Raw genomic sequence first — 18,301 nt, 5'->3', positions numbered from 1 at the left:
TGGGGTTAGTTTTGCCTGCATGCGGCGAATCCTGCTCGTGGTACTTGCGGTCACCCTCGTTCTGGCTGGCTGCACAGAGGAGCGCGGCAAGAAGGGCGAGGAGGGCGGGCGCCCGGCCAAGGTGGACGGCATCCCCACCTCCCAGGGCACGCACAAGCAGAAGATGGACGTGGGGACATTCGGGCACCGCGAGTTCCTGCTGCACGTCCCGGCCAAGGTGTCGGACGGCAAGTGGGAGGACGGCAAGCCCGCCGATCCGCCCGCGCTGGTCATCGCCCTGCACGGAGGGCTCGCCAACATGGGCCAGATGCAGGACCTGACCGGCTTCGACAAGCTGTCGGACGAGCACGGCTTCCTCGCCGCCTACCCGGACGGGTTCATGACCACGTGGAACGCGGGCGACTGCTGCGGCGCCGCGAAGATCGGCAACATCGACGACGTCGGCTTCCTCACCAAGCTGATCGACACGATGACCGGTGCGGGGCTCGCCGACCCGAAGCGCGTCTACGTCACCGGGTTCTCCAACGGCGCGGGCATGGCGTACAAGATGGCCTGCGAGAAGCCGGGCAAGGTGGCGGCGATCGGGGTCGTCGAGGGCGCGCTGGTGACCCCCTGCGACCCGGACCGGCCGGTCTCGGCGATGATCTTCCACGGGACGGCGGACCGGAACGTCCCGTTCAACGGCGGCGGCGACCGCGACTTCAACGACAAGCGCCCGTTCCCGCCCGTGTCGAAGGCGGTCGAGTTCTGGCGCGAGAAGGCCGGCCTGCCGGAGCTCCACCAGGACGTGAAGGCGCTCGGCGGGAGCACCGACTGCCGGAGCACCGGGAAGGGGTCGCAGGGCGTCGCGGTGACGTTCTGCAAGATCAAGGGCGGGAAGCACCAGTGGCCGGACGAGGCGGCCCCCATGCTGTGGGAGTTCTTCGCCTCTCATCCCCGCGGCGGATCGTGAGAGCTTTTCACATTAGCCGCTAGTGTGGCAGTGTGACGGACATGAACCTCCGGGACCGCTATGACGCCGCGACCGCCGGGATCGAGGCGCCGTTCGCCGTCGTCGACCTGGCGGCTTTCCGCGCCAACGCCGACGGCCTCGTGCGCCGCGCCGCCGGCAAGCCGATCCGCGTCGCCAGCAAGTCGGTGCGCTGCCGGGCGCTCCTGGAGGACGTCCTCGCGATGGACGGGTTCGCCGGGATCATGGCGTTCACCCTCCCCGAGGCGCTGTGGCTGGCCGGCGAGGGCGTCAGCGACGACATCCTGGTCGCCTACCCGACCGCCGACCGCACGGCCATCGCCGCGCTCGCCGGCGACCCCGAGGCGGCCCGCGTCATCACGCTCATGGTCGACTCCCCCGAGCACCTCGCGCTGATCGAGGACGCCGCCGGCGACCGGACGGTCCGCGTCTGCATCGACATCGACGCCTCCTACCGCCCCCTGGGCGGACGGGTCCGGATCGGCGCGCTGCGCTCCCCGCTGCGCACCGCCGCCGAGGTGTGCGCGTTCGCCGAGCGGGTCCTGAAGCGGCCGTCGCTCGACCTGGTGGGGCTGATGGCCTACGAGTCGCAGATCGCCGGCGTCGGGGACGTCCCGCCCGGACGTCCCGCGCGGGGCCGCGTCATCCGCGCCATGCAGCGGCAGTCCCGGCTGGAGCTGGCCCGGCGGCGCGCCGCGATCGTGCGGTCCGTCCGGGAGCTGACCGACCTGGAGTTCGTCAACGGCGGCGGCACCGGCAGCGTCGAGAAGACCGCCGCCGAGCGCGCCGTGACCGAGGTCGCGGCGGGCTCGGGCCTCTACCAGCCGCACCTGTTCGACCAGTACTCCAACTTCACCGGGCGTCCCGCCGCGCTGTTCGCGCTGCCCGTCGTCCGGCGCCCGGCCCCCGGTGTCGCGACCTGCCTCGGCGGCGGCTACCTGGCGTCCGGCCCGGCCGACGCCGTCCGCCTGCCGCAGCCGTACCTGCCGACCGGGCTGTCCTACGACCCCAACGAGGGCGCCGGCGAGGTGCAGACGCCGCTGCTCGGCCGCGCCGCCGACCTGCTGGCCATCGGCGACCGCGTCTGGTTCCGCCACACCAAGGCCGGCGAGCTGTGCGAACGCTTCGACGCCCTGCACCTCATCGACGGCGACCGCCCCGTCCGCACCGTCCCCACGTACCGGGGCGAGGGCCGGACGTTCCTGTAGGACGTAGGTTGGGGGGATGAGCGACGCTCCCCTGATCAGTGTTCGCGGCGAGGCCGTGCTGGAGGCCGAGCCGGAGATCGCGCGGCTGTCGGTGCACGTCCAGTCGCAGGAGTCCGACCGGCGCACCGCGCTGGACCGGCTCACTGAGCGGAACCAGCGGTGCCTCGACCTGGTCAAGTCCTACGGCGAGGCCGTGGAGAGGCTGGAGACGGGCGGGCTGTCGATCACGCCGCTGCTGAAGTACAAGCGGCGCGAGGGCGACGTCCGGGCCTACCGGGGCACCGTCTGGATCAAGATCGCGGTCACCGACTTCGCGGTGCTCGGAGAGCTGGTCACGCGGCTCGGCGACCTGGAGCGGACGTACGTCAGCGGGCCGGAGTGGGAGCTGCGGCGCGACAGCGAGGTGTACGGGCGGGCCGCGCGGCAGGCGGCGCACGAGGCCGTGGTCCGCGCGCGCAGCTACGCCGAGGCGCTCGGGGCCCGGCTCACCGGCCTGGTCGAGCTGTCGGACGAGGGCGTCGGCCGCATGGCGGACGCCCCGGTCGCGCTCGCCGCCGCCTACGGGCGCGCGCCGGGCGGCGCGGCCGACGAGCCCGAGCCGATCGACCTGGAGCCGGAGACGCAGATCGTCCGCGCCGCGGTCGAGGCCCGCTTCACCGCGACGCAGCCCGACCTGGGGCCGCGGTGAGGATCGCGATCGTCGGGGCCGGCAGCGGCTACATGCCCGGGATCATCCGCGGCCTGCTGCACCGCGCCGACGACCTCGCCGGCACCGAGCTGGCCTGCTACGACATCGACGCCGCACACCTGGACGTCATGACGCGGCTCGCGCGGAACATGTTCGCCGCGCGGGGCGCCGCGCTCACCGTGTCGTCGCACACCGTCCTCCGGGCGGCGCTGGACGGCGCGTCCTACGTCTTCACCACGTTCCGTCCGGGCGGGCTGGCCGCGCGGCACCTGGACGAGTCGATCCCGCTGAAGCACGGTGTCGTCGGGCAGGAGACTGCGGGTCCGGGCGGGTTCCTGATGGCGCTGCGGTCCGTGCCCGTCCTGCTGGACATCGCGGCCAAGGCGGACCCGGGCGCGTGGATCGTCAACTACACGAACCCGACCAATGTGGTCACCGATGCCGTGGCGCGCCGTACCGGCGCGCGGATCATCGGGCTGTGCGACCAGTTCATCGGCGACACCGAGATGTGGGCCGACCTGCTGGGGCTGCCGTCCGACGGGCTGGAGGCCGACTGGATCGGCCTCAACCACGCCACCTGGGCGCAGCGGCTCCGCCTCGACGGCCGCGAACTCGACCTCCCGCTCCTGCTCGACGACCTGAAGGTCCCGGGCGGCGGCGCCACGCCGTGGCGCGACCCGTCCCGGATGGCCGAACTCGCCAAGGCGCTCGGATTCCTGCCGAACTCCTACTCCAAGTACTACTTCTTCCACGACGAGGTCGTGGAAGAACTGCGGGCGAAGGGCACGACCCGCGCGCAGGACATCCTCGCCATGCTGCCCGGCTACTACGAGCAGGTCACGGGCGAGTCCGGGAAGGCCGACCCGGACCCGTCCCGGGAGCGCGGCGGCGGCGAGCACGGCGAGTTCGCGGTCGACGTCATCTGCGCCCTGCACCGCGACGAGGGCCGCCGGATGATCGTCAACACGCGGAACGACGGGGCGATCCCGTCCCTGGACGCCGACGCGATCGTGGAGGTCCCGTCCCTGGTCGGACGGTCCGGGCCCGTCCCCCTGACGATGGGCCCGCTGCCCGCCCCGGTGCGCGGCCTCACCCAGGCGATCCACGCCTACGAGCGGCTCGCGTCCGAGGCCGCCGTCACCGGTGACCGCCGCACCGCGCTGCAGGCGCTCATGGCGCACCCGTTCGTCCGCAGCAAGCACACCGCAGGGAAGATCCTGGACGAGGGCCTCGCCGCCCACCGCGACCATCTCCCCCAGTTCCGCTGAACGGGCCGGGCCGCCGTCCCGTACTCCAGGGCGTGGGAGGAACCGACTGCGGGACGTACCGGATCGGCCTCGGCGTCTACGCCATCGGACGGCTGGCGGGCACCGAGGCCGACGAGCTGTCGGCGCACCTGGTGGAGTGCCCGCCCTGCCGCGCGGAGCTCGCGGAGCTGCGCGGCGTCGCCGAACTGCTCGCGCACTCCGTGCGGAGCACCGGCCAGGCGCGCAAAGGCGCCGGCCGCGGACCGCGGACCGGCGCCTCCAGGATGGGCCTCAGCGGTGCCTGCGCCTACGGCGCCAGAGGACCAGGGCGGTCACGGTGACCGCGGCCCCGACGCCCGCGAGCACCACCCGCTTGTCGATCCCGCCGCCCTGACCGTCCTCGTCCTCACCGGAGGGGCGGACCAGCGCGCCGAACGCCTTGGCGACCTGGCCGGCCTCCTCCTTCAGCCGCTCGGCGCCCCGGTGCGCGACGTTCTTCGGGTTGACCCGGTCGGCGAGCTCGTCGACGTTGCGCGCCAGGTCCTTGCGGGTGCGCTCTATATAGCGTTCCAGCTCCTCCGGGTCGCTGAACCTGTCAGCCATGCCGTGTCCTTAATCGTGTCGGGCGAACTCGCGGCGGGGCGGGACGCGAGTGAAGCATGATCCGAACAGTGTTGCAGGTCTTGCCCGTGGACGCCCGCCCAACCCCGGCCGGTACGCTCGGTCCCACCATCCGAGCGAAAGGCGGGTCAGGGTGTCCGAGCGGCTGCAGCCGGGCGACGTCGCCCCCGATTTCGAGCTTCCCGACGCCGGCGAGGACGCGGTGTCGCTGGCCTCCCTGCGCGGCAGGCGCGTGATCCTCTACTTCTACCCGGCGGCCATGACGCCCGGCTGCACCAAGGAGTCCGTCGACTTCGAGGGCAGCCTGGCCGAACTGGAGGCCGCCGGCGCCACCGTGGTCGGCGTCTCCCCCGACAAGCCGGCGAAGCTGGCGAAGTTCCGGGAGAAGGAGGGGCTGACGTTCCCGCTCCTGTCCGACCCGGACGCCGAGGTCCTGCGGGCCTACGGCGCCTACGGGGAGAAGAAGCTGTACGGGAAGGTCGTCGTCGGCGTCATCCGGTCCACGTTCGTCATCGACGCCGAGGGCAGGATCGAGAAGGCGTACTACAACGTGAAGGCGACGGGGCACGTGGAGCGCCTCCGCCGCGACCTGGGGATCTGACTCCGGGGACCGGACCTGCGCCTCGGCCCGCGCGTCACGCGCGGGCCGGGTGCGGGCGGGGGGATTCGAACCCCCACGGTGTCGCCACCAACAGGACCTAAACCTGCCGCGTATACCTGATTTCGCCACGCCCGCCGGGGCCTGCCTCGGTCAGCTTATCGGCTTGATCGGCGGGCCCGGCAACGGAATTCGCGGCCGCCGGCCGGGGCGCGCGGTACAGGGCCGCGACGGTGACGGCGGTGACGGCGAGGGCGATGGACGCCGTGAGGAACGCGGACTGGACGCCGTCGCTGAACGCCGCCCGCGCCTGCTCGGCGACCTGCGGGCCGAGCCGCATCGCCCCCGCGAGCGACTCCTTCGCCCCTTCGGCGGCCGGGCCGGGCAGGCCCTCCAGGGTCAGGTTCGCGCGGTAGGCCGACTGCAGGAGGCTGCCGAGGACGGCGATGCCGAGCGCGCCGCCGAGCTCGCGGGCCAGGTCGTTCATCGCCGAGCCCACGCCCTGCTTCTCGCTGGGCAGCGCGTCGGTGATGGACGCGGTCGCGGGCGTCATCGCCAGGCCCATGCCGGCGCCGAGCGGGATCAGCCCGGCGAGGAGCAGCCAGTAGGTGCTGTCCTCGTCCAGCAGGGAGAAGACCAGCATCGCGACGCTGACCAGCAGCAGGCCGGCCGTGATGACGCGGCGCGGGCCGAGCTTGGCCGCGGCGCGGGGCGCGACGACGCGGGCGAACGGCATCATCGTGAGCGCCATCGGCACCAGGCTCAGCGCCCCGACCAGCGCGCTGTCGCCCTTCACCAGCTGCAGGTACTGCAGGATGATGAAGACGAAGCCGAAGAAGGCGAAGAACTGCAGGGTGAGCGAGAGGGCGCCGGCGGAGAACGCGCGGATCCGGAACAGCCGCGGGTCGAGCAGCGGGTTCGGCCGCTTCAGCTCCCACCCGACGAACCCGGCGAGGATGACCAGCGCGGCGGCGAGGCCGAGCAGGGTGCGGGCGCTGCCCCAGCCCTCGGTCGGCGCCTCGATGATCGAGTAGACGCCCGTGCCGAGCCCCGCGACGGTGATCACGGCGCCGGTCACGTCCAGCCGCGGGGCGTCCGGGTCGGCGGATTCGGGGACGACCGCCAGCGTCGCGACCAGCGCGATGACCGCGAGGACCACGTTCATCCAGAACACCGACCGCCACGACCACACCTCCAGCAGGCTGCCGGACACCAGCAGCCCGAAGATCGCGGACGCCCCGGCGACGCCCGCCCAGGCGCCGACCGCCCGGGTGCGCTGCGCGGCCGGGAACGTCGAGGTGATCGTCGACAGCGTCGCCGGCATCACCAGCGCCGCGCCGACGCCGAGCACGCCGCGCATCGCGATCAGCCAGTTCGGGTCGCTGGCGAGCGCGGCGGCGGCCGACCCCGCGCCGAAGATCACGAGCCCGGCGGTGAGCGCCCGCCGCCGCCCGTAGCGGTCCCCGATCGCGCCGCCGAGCAGCAGCAGCGCGGCGAAGACGAGCGCGTACGCGTCGATGATCCAGGACAGCTCGGTCAGCCCGGCGCGGGTGTCGCGGGCGATGGACGGCACCGCGGTGTTGAGGGACGCCACGGCCGACACGACCGTGGCGAGGGCCAGCATCACGGCCGGCAGCACCGCGCGGTGGACGGTGTCCGGGCCTTCCTTCGCAGTGGTGTTCATACCTCGACCCTCGCTCCCGCCGGGCCTATATTTCAATCATGATGAATAAATCGGGAGCGGGGTCGCGCGGCCGGCGGCGCGGCAGCCCCGACACCCGCGAGGCGATCCTCACCGTGGCGCGCCGCCGCTTCCTCGCCGACGGCTACGGGCCGGTGACGATGCGGTCCATCGCCGCCGAGGCCGGCGTGGACGCCGCGCTGATCAGCTACTTCTTCGGGTCGAAGAAGGGGCTGTTCGGCGCGGTGCTGGGCCTGGTCGCCAACCCGCCCGAGATCCTGGCCGGCGCACTCCCCGGCGACCCCGCCACGCTGCCCGAACGCGTCCTGCGGGCACTGCTGACCGCGTGGGACGACCCCGCGGGCGGCGCCCGGCTCCAGCTGCTGGTGCGGGCGGCCGTGCAGGAACCCGAGCTCGCCCGGCTCCTGCGCGACCTCCTCGAACGGGAGATCATCGGCCGCATCGCCGAGCACATCGGGGGTCCCGGGGCGAGCGCGCGGGCCGGCGCGTTCGGCGTCCAGCTCGCCGGGCTGATCTTCACCCGCTACATCATCGGCGTCGAACCCGTCGCGTCGATGACGCCCGATGAATTAATCGCACGCCTCACCCCGGGGCTGCGCGCCGTCCTGTACCCGCCGCCGCGCCCCCGCGTCCGGTAAGGGACAGGCCGCGGCCCGCGTTCCGGGCAGGACGCCGGGCGACTGTGGCGGCCATTTGAGAAACGGGCCTCGGCAGGCCGGAGACGGGGGCCTAGGCTGGGTGGGTCCGTCCGGCACGCACAGTCGGTGACATCATGATCACACGAGCGGCGGGACTGCCGTGAGCGACACCTTCACGCATCGCGTGCTGCCCTACGACGGGGTGGACGAGTTCCTCGGCGGCGCCCTGCCGTTCCTGCGGGACGGCGTCGACGCCGGCGACCGCGTCCTCGCCGTCTGCGGGACCGCGCGTCAGACGCTGCTCCGCGACGCTCTCGGCTCCGCCGCGGACGCGGTGCGGTTCGCCGACGCCGCCGCCTGGTTCGGCCACCCGTCCCGGACGCTCGCCGACTGCCTGGGCGACGCCGACGAGAGCGCCCGGCAGGGCCGCCGGCTGCGCCTGCTCGGGGAGCCGGCGTGGGCGTCGCGGCCGCAACTGGAGGTCGTCGAGTGGCAGCGGGCCGAGGCGCTGCTGAACGTCGCGTTCCGCGGCACCGGCGCGTCCGTCCTCTGCCCGTACGCCGCCTCGCTTCCCGCCGCCGTCGTCGCGGCGGGCCGCAAGACGCACCCGGAGACCGTGCGCGGCACCCGCGCCCTGCCCAACCCCGGCTTCGTCGACCCGTGGACGTTCTGCGCCCGCTGCGACGCCGAGCCGCTGCCCCCGCCGCCGCCCGGCGCCGACGCGCTGGAGTTCGACGACCGGCCCGACCTGTTCTGGCTGCGCGCCTGGGTCACCGACTGCGCGCTGCAGACGGCGCTGCCCGAGGAGGGGCGGCAGCGGCTGCTGGTCGCGGTCACCGAGGTCGTCACCAACGCGCTCCGGCACGGCGCGCCACCCATCGTCCTGCGGATGTGGGCGGACGCGCCGGACGGCGTCCCGTCCCTGGTCTGCGAGGTCACCGACGAGGGGCGGTGGCCGCCCGGCACCGGATACGGGCTGCTGCCGCCGCGCCCGGCGGACACACCGGCCGGCGGGCGCTTCGGGCTGTGGGCGGTGCGGCTGCTGTGCTCCACCGTGCAGATCCGGACGGGTGCGAAGGGCACCGCGGTACGGCTGCGGCTGGCCCTCCCGGGCCCGGACCGCGCCGTATAGACAGAGCGTGAGGAACTCCATGCGTTGGGCTTCCAAAATGTCCCGAGCGGCGTACTCTGAACAGATCCGACCCGAATCCGATGGGCAGGCCATGGAGACACCCTGGTTCGCCAAACGCCCTGTCAGCGCCGTCCGGCCCGGAGACCACGGCTGGCTGGCCTACACCGGCCCGGAGGAGCGCGACCGTGTCATCGGGCCCTTCCTCCGGGAGGGCCTGGAGACGGACGAGAAGGTCGTGTACGTCACCGACGTCCCCGCCGATCGCCTCCCCGGCATCGGCCCCGGGATCGGCCCCGACATCGACATCGACGCGTGCGTCAGGTCGGGCCGGCTGCGGGTCATCTCCCGGCGGGACGCCTGCCTCGACCGACGCGGCGCCTTCGCCCCGGCCATGATGATCGACACCATCGGGCGGGAGGTCGGCGGGGCGTTCGACCAGGGTTTCCGCGCGGTGCGCCTCACCACCGACTACAGCTGGCTGCTGCACGAGCCCGCGAGCACCCCTCTCGGCCGGATGCTGGGATGCGAGCACCGGGTCGGCGACGCCGTCTCGCCGAGCACGATGGCGATGGCGATCTGCCAGATCGACCGGCGCGCGTGCCCGCCCGGCCAGCTCACCGCCCTCCGCGACACACACGAGGTCCTCGTGGAAGTGAACCCCGAGTTCGACGACGGGATCCTGAAGATCGTGCGCACGTTCGAGCCGGCCGGGCTGCGGATCGAGGGTGAGCTCGACGCCGCCCGGCACACGGTGGTCGCCGAGACGCTCGCGCGGGTGGCCGCCCAGCGCGGCAGCGTCCACCTCGACGTCCACCTCGACCTGTCCCGGCTCGGCTTCATCGACCTGGGCGGGCTGAACCTGCTGGCGCGGCACGCCACCCGGCTGCCCGCCGAGGGATCGCTCGTCCTCGACCACCTCCGGCCGAACGTGGAGAGCGTCATCGAGACGGTCGGCTGGCACCGGCTGCCGGGCCTGGCCCGCGGCGCCGGGCGGGGGCTGCCGAAGACGGAGGACATCGCCTGATGACGTTGGAGCACAGGGCATTCATGTACGACGGCGCCGACGACTTCCTGTCGGTCGCGGTGCCGCACCTGAGATCCGGGCTGGAGCGGGACGACGCCGTCGTCGCGGTGGCGCGCGAGCCCAATCTCACCGCGCTGCGCGACGTCCTCGGCGACAAGGAGATCGCCTACGTCGACTCCGCCGGCTTCTACGAGCATCCCGTCCGCACCCTGCGGGACTACCAGACCATCGTGCGGGTGAGCGCCCCGCGCGGCGTGTGCGCGCTCGCCGAACCGGTGTGGGACCGCTGGGACGAGCGGCAGACCCTGGAGTGGCTCCGGTACGAGTCCCTCATCAACGTGGTGTTCGGGGAGGCCGACGCGCGCGCACTGTGCCCGTACGACACCCGGACGCTGCCGCCCCGCGTCCTCGCGGAGGCGCGCCGCACCCACCCGCTGCTGCTGGCCCCCGGCCACGACGGCGCGAACGCCGAGTACACCGACCCGGTGGACTTCGGTGCCGGCTGCGACCGCGGCCCGCGCGCGGACCGCCCGCACGACGCCGAGTACCTGCCCATCAACGGCGCCGACCTGCACCGGCTGCGGTCGTTCGTCGCGGAGCGGTCGGCCCGGCACGGCCTCGGCGACCAGGCAGCGCAGAATCTCGTCACCGCCGTGAACGAGGTCGCGGCGAACGCGCTGCAGCACGGCACCCCGCCGATCGGCCTCTGGACGTGGCGGGACGGCGACGGCCTGGTCTGCGAGGTCGCCGACCACGGCTTCTGGCGTCCCAGCCCGCTGACCGGCTTCATCCCGCCGGAGTCGGCCCTGCAGAGCGGCTTCGGCCTCTGGACCGTCCGCCTCCTGGTCGACCTGATGGACCTGCGCGCCGGCTGGGACGGCACCTTCGTCCGGCTCCTCAAAAAGATCTAGCCCGGTTGACTGGGCGTCGGGGTGGCGGTGGGCGGGGTGGCGGTTGGTGTAGCGGTGGTCGAAGGGTTGGCGGAGGACAGCTCCCCTGGTGAGGGAACCTGGGTGGTCGGCAAGGCGCTCGGGCTCGGTGCCGGACGGGCGGTCGGCGCCATGGGCCGTGCGGGCGTCGCCGGCGGTGCCATCGGGCGGGGCGGCTCCGGGGCACGGGCATCCGGCCAGAACAGGACGGCGGCCGCCACCAGGACGGCAGCGGTGACGGCGGCGGCCAGCACGGGGAACGTCCAGCGGCGCAGGACGCTCATCCGGGCGGGCGCGGCCGCGTGCCCGGCGTCCTGGAACCGGCGGACGGCGGCGGCGTCCGCGTGGATCTCGTCGGCGGCGGCGCGGTAGTGGTCGCGCAGCAGGGCGTCCAGGTCGTCGTTCACGCGCGGCCCTCCCGCATGTGCTCCCGCAGCGCGGCCATGGCCCGCGCCGCGTGGCTCTTCACCGTCCCCCGGGAGATCCCGAGCGTCTCGGCGATCTCGTGTTCGCTCAGGTCGCACCAGTAGCGCAGCACGACCACCGCGCGCTGCTTCGCCGGCAGCGCGCGCAGCACCTCGTCGAGGTCGCCCCCGGCGGCCCCCGGCGCCGGGGGCGGCCCCGCGAGCCGCTCCACGTCGGCGACGGTCCCGACCGGGGTGTCGCGGCGCCGGGCCCGCCGCTTCTTCTCGTCGATGGCGAGGTTGACCAGGACGCGGCGCGTGTACGCCTCCGGGTCGCCGTCCGCGAGCCGCCCCCACCGCCGCGCGACCCGCTCGTAGGCGATCTGGAGCAGGTCCTCGGCGAGGTGCCGGTCGTAGACGAGGAACACGGCGGTGCGCAGCAGCCGGCCCGCGGTGGCGGCCACGAAGTCGTCGAACGTGGCCTCCGCCCCGCGGATCTCCTGGGCGCTCAACGTGGACAGACCGCACCTACCCGCCGTGGGACGGCTCGGCCGGCGCCGGCGCTCCGGGCGGCTCGTACCCGGGCGGCGCCGGGGACGGGGTGGCGGTCGGCGGTGCCGGCCGCGCCGTCGGGGCCGGCACCGGCGGCGTGGCGGTCGGCGGTTCCTCGCAGGGCGTCGGCGACGGCACCGGCACGGCGGTCTCCGTCGGCACCGGCGTAGCACTCTCCGTCGGCACCGGCGTAGCGCTCACCGTCGGCACCGGCGTAGCACTCTCCGACCGCGCGTGCCCGGGGCGCTGCGACGGCGGCGGGCTCGGCACGGGCGTCGGGCTTTCCGTCCGCGCAGGCTCCGGGACCCGGCACGGCGTGGAAGGCACCGGCGACGGCGTCCGCGCGGGGGCCACCGCGTCCTGGGCGGCGACGGGCCTCGCGTCCGGCGACGAGTCCGAACCGGCGGCCAGCCAGACGCCCGCGGCGACGAGTCCCGCCGCGCCGAGCCCGGCCAGCGCGAGCAGCGGGCCGCGGCGGATGTGACCCTTGTCGGTCATGTTGCTCCTCGGGGGAAAGTTTCCTTACACCCCCGATAACCCCCGCCCGGCCCCGGCAGGTTGTCACGCGCCCGGGATTTCTTGCGGACGGCTCAGGAGCGGCCGGCCGCCGCCAGCGCGTCCGGGAGAATGCCGGCGAGCTCGCGGAAGGCCCTGCCGCGGTGGCTGATGGCGTCCTTCTCGGCCGCGGCCATCTCGGCGGTCGTGCGGGTCTCGCCGTCCGGGACGAAGACCGGGTCGTAGCCGAAGCCGCCCGTGCCGCGCGGCTCGCGGATCACGGCGCCGTGCATGCGCCCCTCGACGGAGCGCTCGACGCCGTCCGGGGTGGCGAGGACGGCCGCGCACACGAACGCGGCGCCGCGCCGGTCGTCGGCGACGTCGGAGATCTGGTCGAGGAGCAGCTCCAGGTTGGCGGCGTCGCGGTCGTCCGCGGCGGCGCCGAAGCGGCCCGACCAGCGCGCGGACAGGACGCCCGGCATGCCGTTCAGCGCGTCCACGCACAGCCCGGAGTCGTCGGCGACGGCGGGCAGGCCGGTGAACGCGGCGATCGCGCGGGCCTTCAGGAACGCGTTGCCCGCGAAGGTCAGCTCGGTCTCGGCGACGTCGGGGGCGCCCGGGAACTCGTCCAGGCCCACGACGTCGAGGTCGCCGAGAATGCGGTGCAGTTCGGCGACCTTGCCCTTGTTGTGGGTGGCGAGGACGATCCGGGTCATCGGCCGAGCGCCTTCTCCTGCAGCAGGGTCAGCTCGGCGCAGCCGCCGGCGGCGAGGTCGAGCAGCGCGTCCAGCTCGGCGCGGTCGAACGGGGCGCCCTCGGCGGTGCCCTGCACCTCGACGAACCGGCCGTCGCCGGTGCAGACGACGTTCATGTCGGTGCCGGCGGCGGAGTCCTCCTCGTAGCAGAGATCGAGGCGGGCCTCGCCGTCGACGACGCCGACGCTGACCGCCGACACCGAGGTGGTCAGCGGGTCGCCCTTGAGGAGCTTGCGCTCCCGCATCCAGCCCACTGCGTCGGCGAGCGCGACGTACGCGCCGGTGATCGCGGCGGTGCGGGTGCCGCCGTCGGCCTGCAGGACGTCGCAGTCGAGCTGGACGGTGTTCTCGCCGAGCGCCTTCAGGTCCAGGCACGCGCGGATCGAGCGGCCGATCAGCCGGGAGATCTCGTGGGTGCGCCCGCCGACCCGGCCCTTGACGGACTCGCGGTCGTTGCGGGTGTTCGTGGCGCGGGGCAGCATCGCGTACTCCGCGGTGACCCAGCCGAGGCCGCTGTCGCGCCGCCAGCGGGGCACCGACGCCTGCACGGACGCGGCGCACAGCACGCGGGTCGCGCCGAACTCGATGAGCACCGAGCCCTCCGCGTGGTCGAGCCATCCGCGCTGGATCGTGACGGGACGGAGCTGGTCTGAAGCGCGATCATCGGGGCGAGCCATGCGCCCAACCCTAGCGGGACTCAGAGCGTGTACCGGGCCCCCACGCGTGCCAGCTCGATGTCCCCGTCGTAGCCCGCCGCCCTGGCCTCCTTGAGGGACAGGTCCTGGTCGTTCCACGGGACGAGGTGGGTGAGGACGAGCCGTCCGGTCTCGGCGCGGGCGGCGTGCTCGGCGGCCTCCCGGGCGGTCAGGTGCAGCTCGGGCGGGTGGCCCGGCCCGTCCAGGAAGGACGCCTCGCAGAGGAACAGGTCGGCGCCCGCGGCCAGCTCGACCAGCGCGTCCGACGGGCCCGTGTCGCCCGAGTAGGCGAGGGCCTTGCCGTTGTGCTCGACGCGGAACGCGTACGCCTCCACCGGGTGCGGCATCAGCGCGGTCGTGACGCGGAACGGCCCGATGTCGTAGGGGCCGCTGCGGAGGGTGCGGAAGTCGAACGTCTCCGTCATGCCGGGGACGGGGTCCAGGTCGTACGCGCGGGCCATGCGGGCGGCGGTGCCGGCGGGCCCGTGCACCGGGATCCTCGGCGCGGGGCCGCCCGGCCGGTAGGTGCGCGCCACCCAGTACCCGCACAGGTCCAGGCAGTGGTCGGCGTGCAGGTGCGAGATGCAGACGGCGTCGATCTCGTACAGCGAGCGGAACCGCTGCAGCGACCCGAGCGCCCCGTTGCCGAGATCGAGCACGAGCGCGAAGCCCTCCGCCTCGATCAGGTAGCTGGACGCCGGGCTGTCCGGCCCAGGGAAACTGCCGGCGCAGCCGATCACTGTGACCCGCACGCTCACTCCTCCTCTTAGAGTCCCCGAGGAATCAGGTGGTCAATGCCTTGTCCGGCGCGGCCTCGGCAGACGCGGCCTCGGCAGACGCGGCCCCGGCCGGTGCGGGCTCCACCGAGCCGATCTCCGGCCCGAGGAAGCGGCGGCCGAGCTCGGCGAACACGGCGGGGTCCCCGGTCGCACGGAAACGGTGCCGCGGCCGGGGCGTCGCCTCGGCGCGGGCCAGCCCCCGATCGTGCAGCACTCGGTACACGTCCTTGGCGGTCTCGTCGGCGCTTGAGACCAGTGTGACCCCGTCTCCGACGACATACGAGATGACGCCCGTCAAAAGTGGGTAGTGCGTGCAGCCGAGGATGAGCGTGTCGCAGCCCGCGTCCACGATCGGGCGCAGGTAGCCGCGGGCCTCCTCCAGCAGCTCCCCGCCCATCGTCACGCCCGCCTCGACGAACTCGACGAAGCGCGGGCAGGCGGCGCTGACCAGTTCGATGTGCGGGGCGGCGGCGAACGCGTCGTCGTAGGCGCGGCTGGTCACGGTGGCCTGCGTGGCGATCAGCCCGACCCGGCCGTTGGACGTGGCGCGGGCGGCGCGCCGGGTCGCGGGGTTGATGACCTCGACGACCGGGACGGCGTAGCGTTCGCGGGCGTCCCGCAGCATCGCGGAGCTGGCGCTGTTGCAGGCGATCACCAGCATCTTCACGCCCTCGTCCACCAGCTGGTCGAGCATGTCGAGGGCGAAGGCGCGGACTTCGGCGATGGGGCGCGGCCCGTACGGCTGGCGGGCCGAGTCGCCCAGGTAGATGATCGGTTCGTTCGGGAGCTGGTCCAGGATGGCTCGGGCCACCGTCAGCCCGCCGAAACCGCTGTCGAAGATCCCGATGGGAGCGTCTGGGAGGCCGTCCCCCCCGGATGGATCTGACATGGTGCACAAGGCTAGGCGACACGGCCCCGCGCAGGTGCGTCATGCGTCGGACATCACACCGTAACGCCCCGGAAAACCGTCCTGGTCACGGGATGCGCGCGCGTTCCGGTCGTCGGGCCGGGCGAAACGCCGGTGAATCGGTCCGCGAGGTCAGGGGCGGGTGCGCGGGACGCGGGCGATCTGGCGGCTCTGCGCGACGAGCCGGCCGGCGGTGTCCCACACCTCGACCTCCTCGTCGAACCAGCCGCCGGCGAGCAGCCGCCCGGTGCCGTGCACGGCGAGCCAGCCGGGCGCCGGGACGGCCCGCATGTGCCAGGTCAGCTCGACGGTCGGCGCCCAGCCCTGCGCGCCGAGGTTCAGCGCGACGGGCGGCAGCGCGTCCACGGCGAGGGCGAGGGAGTAGGCGTCGATCTCGTAGCCGTCGTGGTGCCGGAACCAGGCCCGGATCTCGGGGCTGCCGGTCGGCTGCCCGTCCAGCCAGCCCATCGTCGTCCGGTCGAAGCGCATGTCGACGGTGTCGGCGAAGCCGCCGCCGCTGGGCGGCCGGAACTCCGTGCACGCGTCGAGCGGCGGCACCGGGGTGGCGGGCGCGGCGCCGGCGTAGGCGGGTTCGGCGGACGCGTCGAGGGTGCCGGTGGTGACCAGGGCGTCCACGACCGGGCTGTCGTTCTGGACGAGGGTGACCAGCGCCGAGGCGGCGGTGCGGCCCGTCTTGCGGACGTCGACGATCACCTGCGCGGGGCCGGCCTTCGCGACGCGGTGGAAGTTCGCCGCGGTCGAGACGGGGTGGGCGTGCGGGGAGGCGTCCACGGCGGCGCGGCCGAGCACGGCCATCAGGTAGCCGCCGTTGAGGGCCTCGCCGATGGCGTAGCCCGCGTCCAGGTCGACCTCGTACCGGCCGTCGCCGACCCGCTCGACGGCGGTCGCCTCGCCGAACCCGCTCATCCGCACACTCCCACGTCGACCGGGGCGCGGACGTCCCGCCGGCCCGGTTCTAGAATCACGTTCGAAAACGAACTCTACCGTGCCGGGCAGGGTGCCACACGGACCGGGTCAGGCCCAGAGCTGCCCTTCGAGGCGGGCCTCGGCCTCCTCCAGCGTGCCGCCGTACGCGCCGGTGGACAGGTACTTCCAGCCGCCGTCCGCGACGACGAACGCGATGTCGGCCCGCTCACCGGCCTTCACCGCCTTCTTCGCCATGCCGATCGCCGCGTGCAGCGCACCGCCGGTCGAGATGCCCGCGAAGATGCCCTCCTGCTCCAGCAGTTCGCGGGTGCGGCGCAGCGCGTCCCCGGAGGTGACGGAGAAGCGGGTCGTCAGCACCGTGTCGTCGTACAGCTCGGGGATGAATCCCTCGTCGATGTTGCGCAGCCCGTACACGAGGTCGCCGTACCGGGGCTCCGCCGCGACGATCTTCACGTCCGGCACCCGCTCGCGCAGGAACCGGCCGACGCCCATCAGCGTGCCCGTGGTGCCGAGCCCGGCGACGAAGTGCGTGATCGTCGGCAGATCCGCCAGGATCTCCGGGCCGGTCGTCTCATAGTGCGAGAGCGCGTTGGCCTCGTTGCCGTACTGGTAGAGCATCACCCAGTCGGGGTTCTCCGCCGCCAGCCCCTTCGCCACCCGGACGGCCTCGTTCGAGCCGCCCGCCGCCGGGGACGAGATGATCTCCGCGCCCCACATCTCCAGCAGCTGGCGGCGCTCGGCGGAGGTGTTCTCCGGCATCACGCACACCATCCGGTAGCCGCGCAGCTTGGCGACCATGGCGAGGGAGATGCCGGTGTTGCCGGACGTCGGCTCCAGGATCGTGCAGCCCGGCGTCAGCAGCCCGTCCTTCTCCGCCTTCTCGATCATGTAGAAGGCGGGGCGGTCCTTCACCGAGCCGGTGGGGTTGCGGTCCTCCAGCTTGGCCCAGATGCGGACGTCCTCGCCCGGCGACAGCCGCGGCAGGCCGACCAGCGGCGTGCGGCCGAGCGAGTCCAGTAGCGAGTCGAAGCGCATGCTCGTCCGTGCCCGGCTCAGCCGCCGGCCACGGCCGGCAGGATGGTGACGTTGTCGCCGTCGGCGACCTGCGTCTCCAGCCCGCCGAGGAAGCGCACGTCCTCGTCGTTCAGGTAGACGTTGACGAACTTGCGCAGCCCGTTGCCGTCCACCAGCCGGTCGCGCAGGCCGGCGTGCCGGCTCTCCAGGTCGCTGAACAGCTCGTCCAGCGTGCCTCCCTTGCCCTCGACGGCCTTCGCGCCGTCGGTGAGGTTGCGCAGGATCGTCGGGATCCGGACCTCGATCGCCATCGCGGTGATCTCCTTCTACGTCGTACGGGGGCTCCCCGCCCTCAGGCGTTGCAACCGGGCGGGCAGCGGGATGATTCCGGGCGTGATCAGCGCGTCAGCGACAGTCGTAGACGACCTCGGCGCGCGAGTGCCCGAACAGGAAGCTCTGCACGGGTGGCACGGCGGCGGACCCGGCACGCCGCCGCGCACCGCCCGTCTCATGCCCGCTCGTCCACATGTCGACCAGTTTACCGGCCGCGACCATCCCGATCCGTTCCGGCTTACGCCTCGTAGACGTCCACGACCCTGACCTCTTCTTCGGTCACTTCGCCGTCGACGATCCGGAACGACCGGAACTCGGTCTCGTCGTCCTCGCGGGTCGACACGAGCACGTAGTGGGCGTTCGGCTCGGACGCGTAGGAGATGTCCGTGCGGGACGGGTACGCCTCCGTGGCGGTGTGCGAGTGGTAGATCACCACCGGCTCCTCGTCGCGGTCGTCCATCTCCCGCCACACCTTCAGCTGCTCCCGGGAGTCGAACCGGTAGAAGGTGGGGGACCTCTCGGCGTTCTCCATGGCGACGTACCGGGCGGGACGGTCCGAACCGGCCGGGCCGGCGATGATGCCGCAGGCCTCGTCCGGGTGGTCGGCACGCGCGTGCGCGATGATCTTGTCAACGAGAGCGCGCTCGATCGTCAGCATGGCC

24 protein-coding genes and 1 tRNA gene are annotated in these 18,301 nt (G+C 73.4%); 11 read left to right on the top strand and 14 right to left on the bottom strand.

What is annotated here, in order from left to right:
• The first annotated feature begins 19 nt into the window (after window positions 1-19).
• The 5 genes from AL2_RS17955 to AL2_RS17935 are packed head-to-tail and all read left to right on the top strand — an operon-like array spanning window position 20 to window position 4,454.
• On the top strand, window positions 20-952 hold the full coding sequence (locus AL2_RS17955) for a CE1 family esterase (RefSeq protein WP_067635028.1): 933 nt from the start codon (window positions 20-22) through the stop codon (window positions 950-952).
• 41 nt (window positions 953-993) lie between these two features.
• On the top strand, window positions 994-2,178 hold the full coding sequence (locus AL2_RS17950; protein ID WP_067635332.1) for an amino acid deaminase/aldolase: 1,185 nt from the start codon (window positions 994-996) through the stop codon (window positions 2,176-2,178).
• A gap of 16 nt (window positions 2,179-2,194) precedes the next feature.
• Window positions 2,195-2,866 (top strand): SIMPL domain-containing protein, encoded by a 672-nt coding sequence (locus tag AL2_RS17945; protein WP_067635027.1) that lies wholly within the window; start codon window positions 2,195-2,197, stop codon window positions 2,864-2,866.
• On the top strand, window positions 2,863-4,134 hold the full coding sequence (locus AL2_RS17940) for a family 4 glycosyl hydrolase (RefSeq protein ID WP_067635026.1): 1,272 nt from the start codon (window positions 2,863-2,865) through the stop codon (window positions 4,132-4,134). The genes AL2_RS17945 and AL2_RS17940 overlap by 4 nt, the downstream gene beginning before the upstream one ends.
• Window positions 4,135-4,166: 32 nt before the next feature.
• Window positions 4,167-4,454: a zf-HC2 domain-containing protein gene (locus AL2_RS17935; protein WP_067635025.1), complete on the top strand. Its 288-nt coding sequence runs from the start codon at window positions 4,167-4,169 to the stop codon at window positions 4,452-4,454.
• On the opposite strand, the gene AL2_RS17930 is transcribed toward AL2_RS17935, so the two are convergent.
• Window positions 4,405-4,716 (bottom strand): DUF3618 domain-containing protein, encoded by a 312-nt coding sequence (locus AL2_RS17930; RefSeq protein ID WP_067635024.1) that lies wholly within the window; start codon window positions 4,714-4,716, stop codon window positions 4,405-4,407. The genes AL2_RS17935 and AL2_RS17930 overlap by 50 nt on opposite strands.
• 151 nt (window positions 4,717-4,867) lie before the next feature.
• On the opposite strand from AL2_RS17930, the gene bcp reads away from it, so the two are divergent.
• Entirely contained in the window at window positions 4,868-5,335 is a 468-nt protein-coding gene (bcp, locus tag AL2_RS17925) for a thioredoxin-dependent thiol peroxidase (protein ID WP_067635023.1), read from the top strand.
• Between the two features lie 50 nt (window positions 5,336-5,385).
• On the opposite strand, the gene AL2_RS17920 is transcribed toward bcp, so the two are convergent.
• Together AL2_RS17920 and AL2_RS17915 are read right to left on the bottom strand one after the other, a co-directional pair.
• Window positions 5,386-5,470, bottom strand: a tRNA-Leu gene (locus AL2_RS17920).
• Window positions 5,433-7,016, bottom strand: a complete 1,584-nt coding sequence (locus tag AL2_RS17915) for an MFS transporter (protein WP_083946640.1) — start codon at window positions 7,014-7,016, stop codon at window positions 5,433-5,435. The genes AL2_RS17920 and AL2_RS17915 overlap by 38 nt, the downstream gene beginning before the upstream one ends.
• A gap of 38 nt (window positions 7,017-7,054) precedes the next feature.
• Here AL2_RS17915 and AL2_RS17910 point away from each other — a divergent pair, with 38 nt between their 5' ends.
• From AL2_RS17910 to AL2_RS17895, 4 genes are all read left to right on the top strand, one after another.
• Window positions 7,055-7,672 (top strand): TetR/AcrR family transcriptional regulator, encoded by a 618-nt coding sequence (locus AL2_RS17910; protein WP_245666708.1) that lies wholly within the window; start codon window positions 7,055-7,057, stop codon window positions 7,670-7,672.
• Between the two features lie 160 nt (window positions 7,673-7,832).
• Window positions 7,833-8,804 (top strand): sensor histidine kinase, encoded by a 972-nt coding sequence (locus AL2_RS17905; RefSeq protein ID WP_067635021.1) that lies wholly within the window; start codon window positions 7,833-7,835, stop codon window positions 8,802-8,804.
• A gap of 91 nt (window positions 8,805-8,895) precedes the next feature.
• The gene (locus tag AL2_RS17900; RefSeq protein ID WP_067635020.1) at window positions 8,896-9,828 is read left to right on the top strand and encodes an MEDS domain-containing protein; all 933 of its coding nucleotides are present in this window, start codon (window positions 8,896-8,898) and stop codon (window positions 9,826-9,828) included.
• A complete protein-coding gene (locus tag AL2_RS17895) occupies window positions 9,828-10,739 on the top strand; it encodes a sensor histidine kinase (RefSeq protein ID WP_067635019.1) in 912 nt (303 codons plus the stop codon). The genes AL2_RS17900 and AL2_RS17895 overlap by 1 nt, the downstream gene beginning before the upstream one ends.
• On the opposite strand, the gene AL2_RS17890 is transcribed toward AL2_RS17895, so the two are convergent.
• Window positions 10,736-11,164, bottom strand: coding sequence for a hypothetical protein (locus AL2_RS17890; RefSeq protein ID WP_067635018.1), 429 nt, complete (start codon window positions 11,162-11,164; stop codon window positions 10,736-10,738). The two genes, AL2_RS17895 and AL2_RS17890, sit on opposite strands and share 4 nt — an antisense overlap.
• Window positions 11,161-11,673, bottom strand: coding sequence for a SigE family RNA polymerase sigma factor (locus AL2_RS17885; protein ID WP_168444716.1), 513 nt, complete (start codon window positions 11,671-11,673; stop codon window positions 11,161-11,163). Before AL2_RS17885 ends, AL2_RS17890 begins: the two co-directional genes overlap by 4 nt.
• An 89-nt stretch (window positions 11,674-11,762) precedes the next feature.
• Here AL2_RS17885 and AL2_RS17880 point away from each other — a divergent pair, with 89 nt between their 5' ends.
• Window positions 11,763-12,197 (top strand): hypothetical protein, encoded by a 435-nt coding sequence (locus tag AL2_RS17880; RefSeq protein WP_067635017.1) that lies wholly within the window; start codon window positions 11,763-11,765, stop codon window positions 12,195-12,197.
• Window positions 12,198-12,303: 106 nt separating this feature from the next.
• On the opposite strand, the gene rdgB is transcribed toward AL2_RS17880, so the two are convergent.
• The 9 genes from rdgB to AL2_RS17840 form a co-directional block, all read right to left on the bottom strand.
• Window positions 12,304-12,924 carry an RdgB/HAM1 family non-canonical purine NTP pyrophosphatase gene (gene rdgB, locus AL2_RS17875; RefSeq protein WP_067635016.1) on the bottom strand — a complete coding sequence of 207 codons (621 nt, stop codon included), beginning with the start codon at window positions 12,922-12,924 and terminating at the stop codon, window positions 12,304-12,306.
• Window positions 12,921-13,640 carry a ribonuclease PH gene (rph, locus tag AL2_RS17870; RefSeq protein WP_067635015.1) on the bottom strand — a complete coding sequence of 240 codons (720 nt, stop codon included), beginning with the start codon at window positions 13,638-13,640 and terminating at the stop codon, window positions 12,921-12,923. Before rph ends, rdgB begins: the two co-directional genes overlap by 4 nt.
• Window positions 13,641-13,660: 20 nt before the next feature.
• A complete protein-coding gene (locus AL2_RS17865) occupies window positions 13,661-14,410 on the bottom strand; it encodes an MBL fold metallo-hydrolase (protein WP_067635328.1) in 750 nt (249 codons plus the stop codon).
• Between the two features lie 31 nt (window positions 14,411-14,441).
• A complete protein-coding gene (murI, locus tag AL2_RS17860) occupies window positions 14,442-15,326 on the bottom strand; it encodes a glutamate racemase (protein ID WP_067635014.1) in 885 nt (294 codons plus the stop codon).
• Window positions 15,327-15,476: 150 nt separating this feature from the next.
• Complete coding sequence (locus AL2_RS17855) at window positions 15,477-16,271, bottom strand: thioesterase family protein (protein ID WP_067635013.1); 795 nt, start codon at window positions 16,269-16,271, stop codon at window positions 15,477-15,479.
• A gap of 108 nt (window positions 16,272-16,379) precedes the next feature.
• Window positions 16,380-17,327 carry a PLP-dependent cysteine synthase family protein gene (locus AL2_RS17850; RefSeq protein ID WP_067635012.1) on the bottom strand — a complete coding sequence of 316 codons (948 nt, stop codon included), beginning with the start codon at window positions 17,325-17,327 and terminating at the stop codon, window positions 16,380-16,382.
• 17 nt (window positions 17,328-17,344) lie between these two features.
• Entirely contained in the window at window positions 17,345-17,617 is a 273-nt protein-coding gene (locus AL2_RS17845; protein ID WP_067635011.1) for a MoaD/ThiS family protein, read from the bottom strand.
• Between the two features lie 94 nt (window positions 17,618-17,711).
• The gene (locus AL2_RS39770) at window positions 17,712-17,834 is read right to left on the bottom strand and encodes a hypothetical protein (protein ID WP_281181599.1); all 123 of its coding nucleotides are present in this window, start codon (window positions 17,832-17,834) and stop codon (window positions 17,712-17,714) included.
• Between the two features lie 43 nt (window positions 17,835-17,877).
• Entirely contained in the window at window positions 17,878-18,297 is a 420-nt protein-coding gene (locus AL2_RS17840; RefSeq protein ID WP_067635010.1) for a M67 family metallopeptidase, read from the bottom strand.
• Window positions 18,298-18,301: the final 4 nt, after the last annotated feature.

Source organism: Actinomadura latina NBRC 106108, from assembly GCF_001552195.1.
Lineage (GTDB): Bacteria > Actinomycetota > Actinomycetes > Streptosporangiales > Streptosporangiaceae > Spirillospora > Spirillospora latina.
The sequence above is the reverse complement of the archived record's forward strand: the minus strand, read 5'-3'. Positions and strand labels throughout refer to the sequence as shown.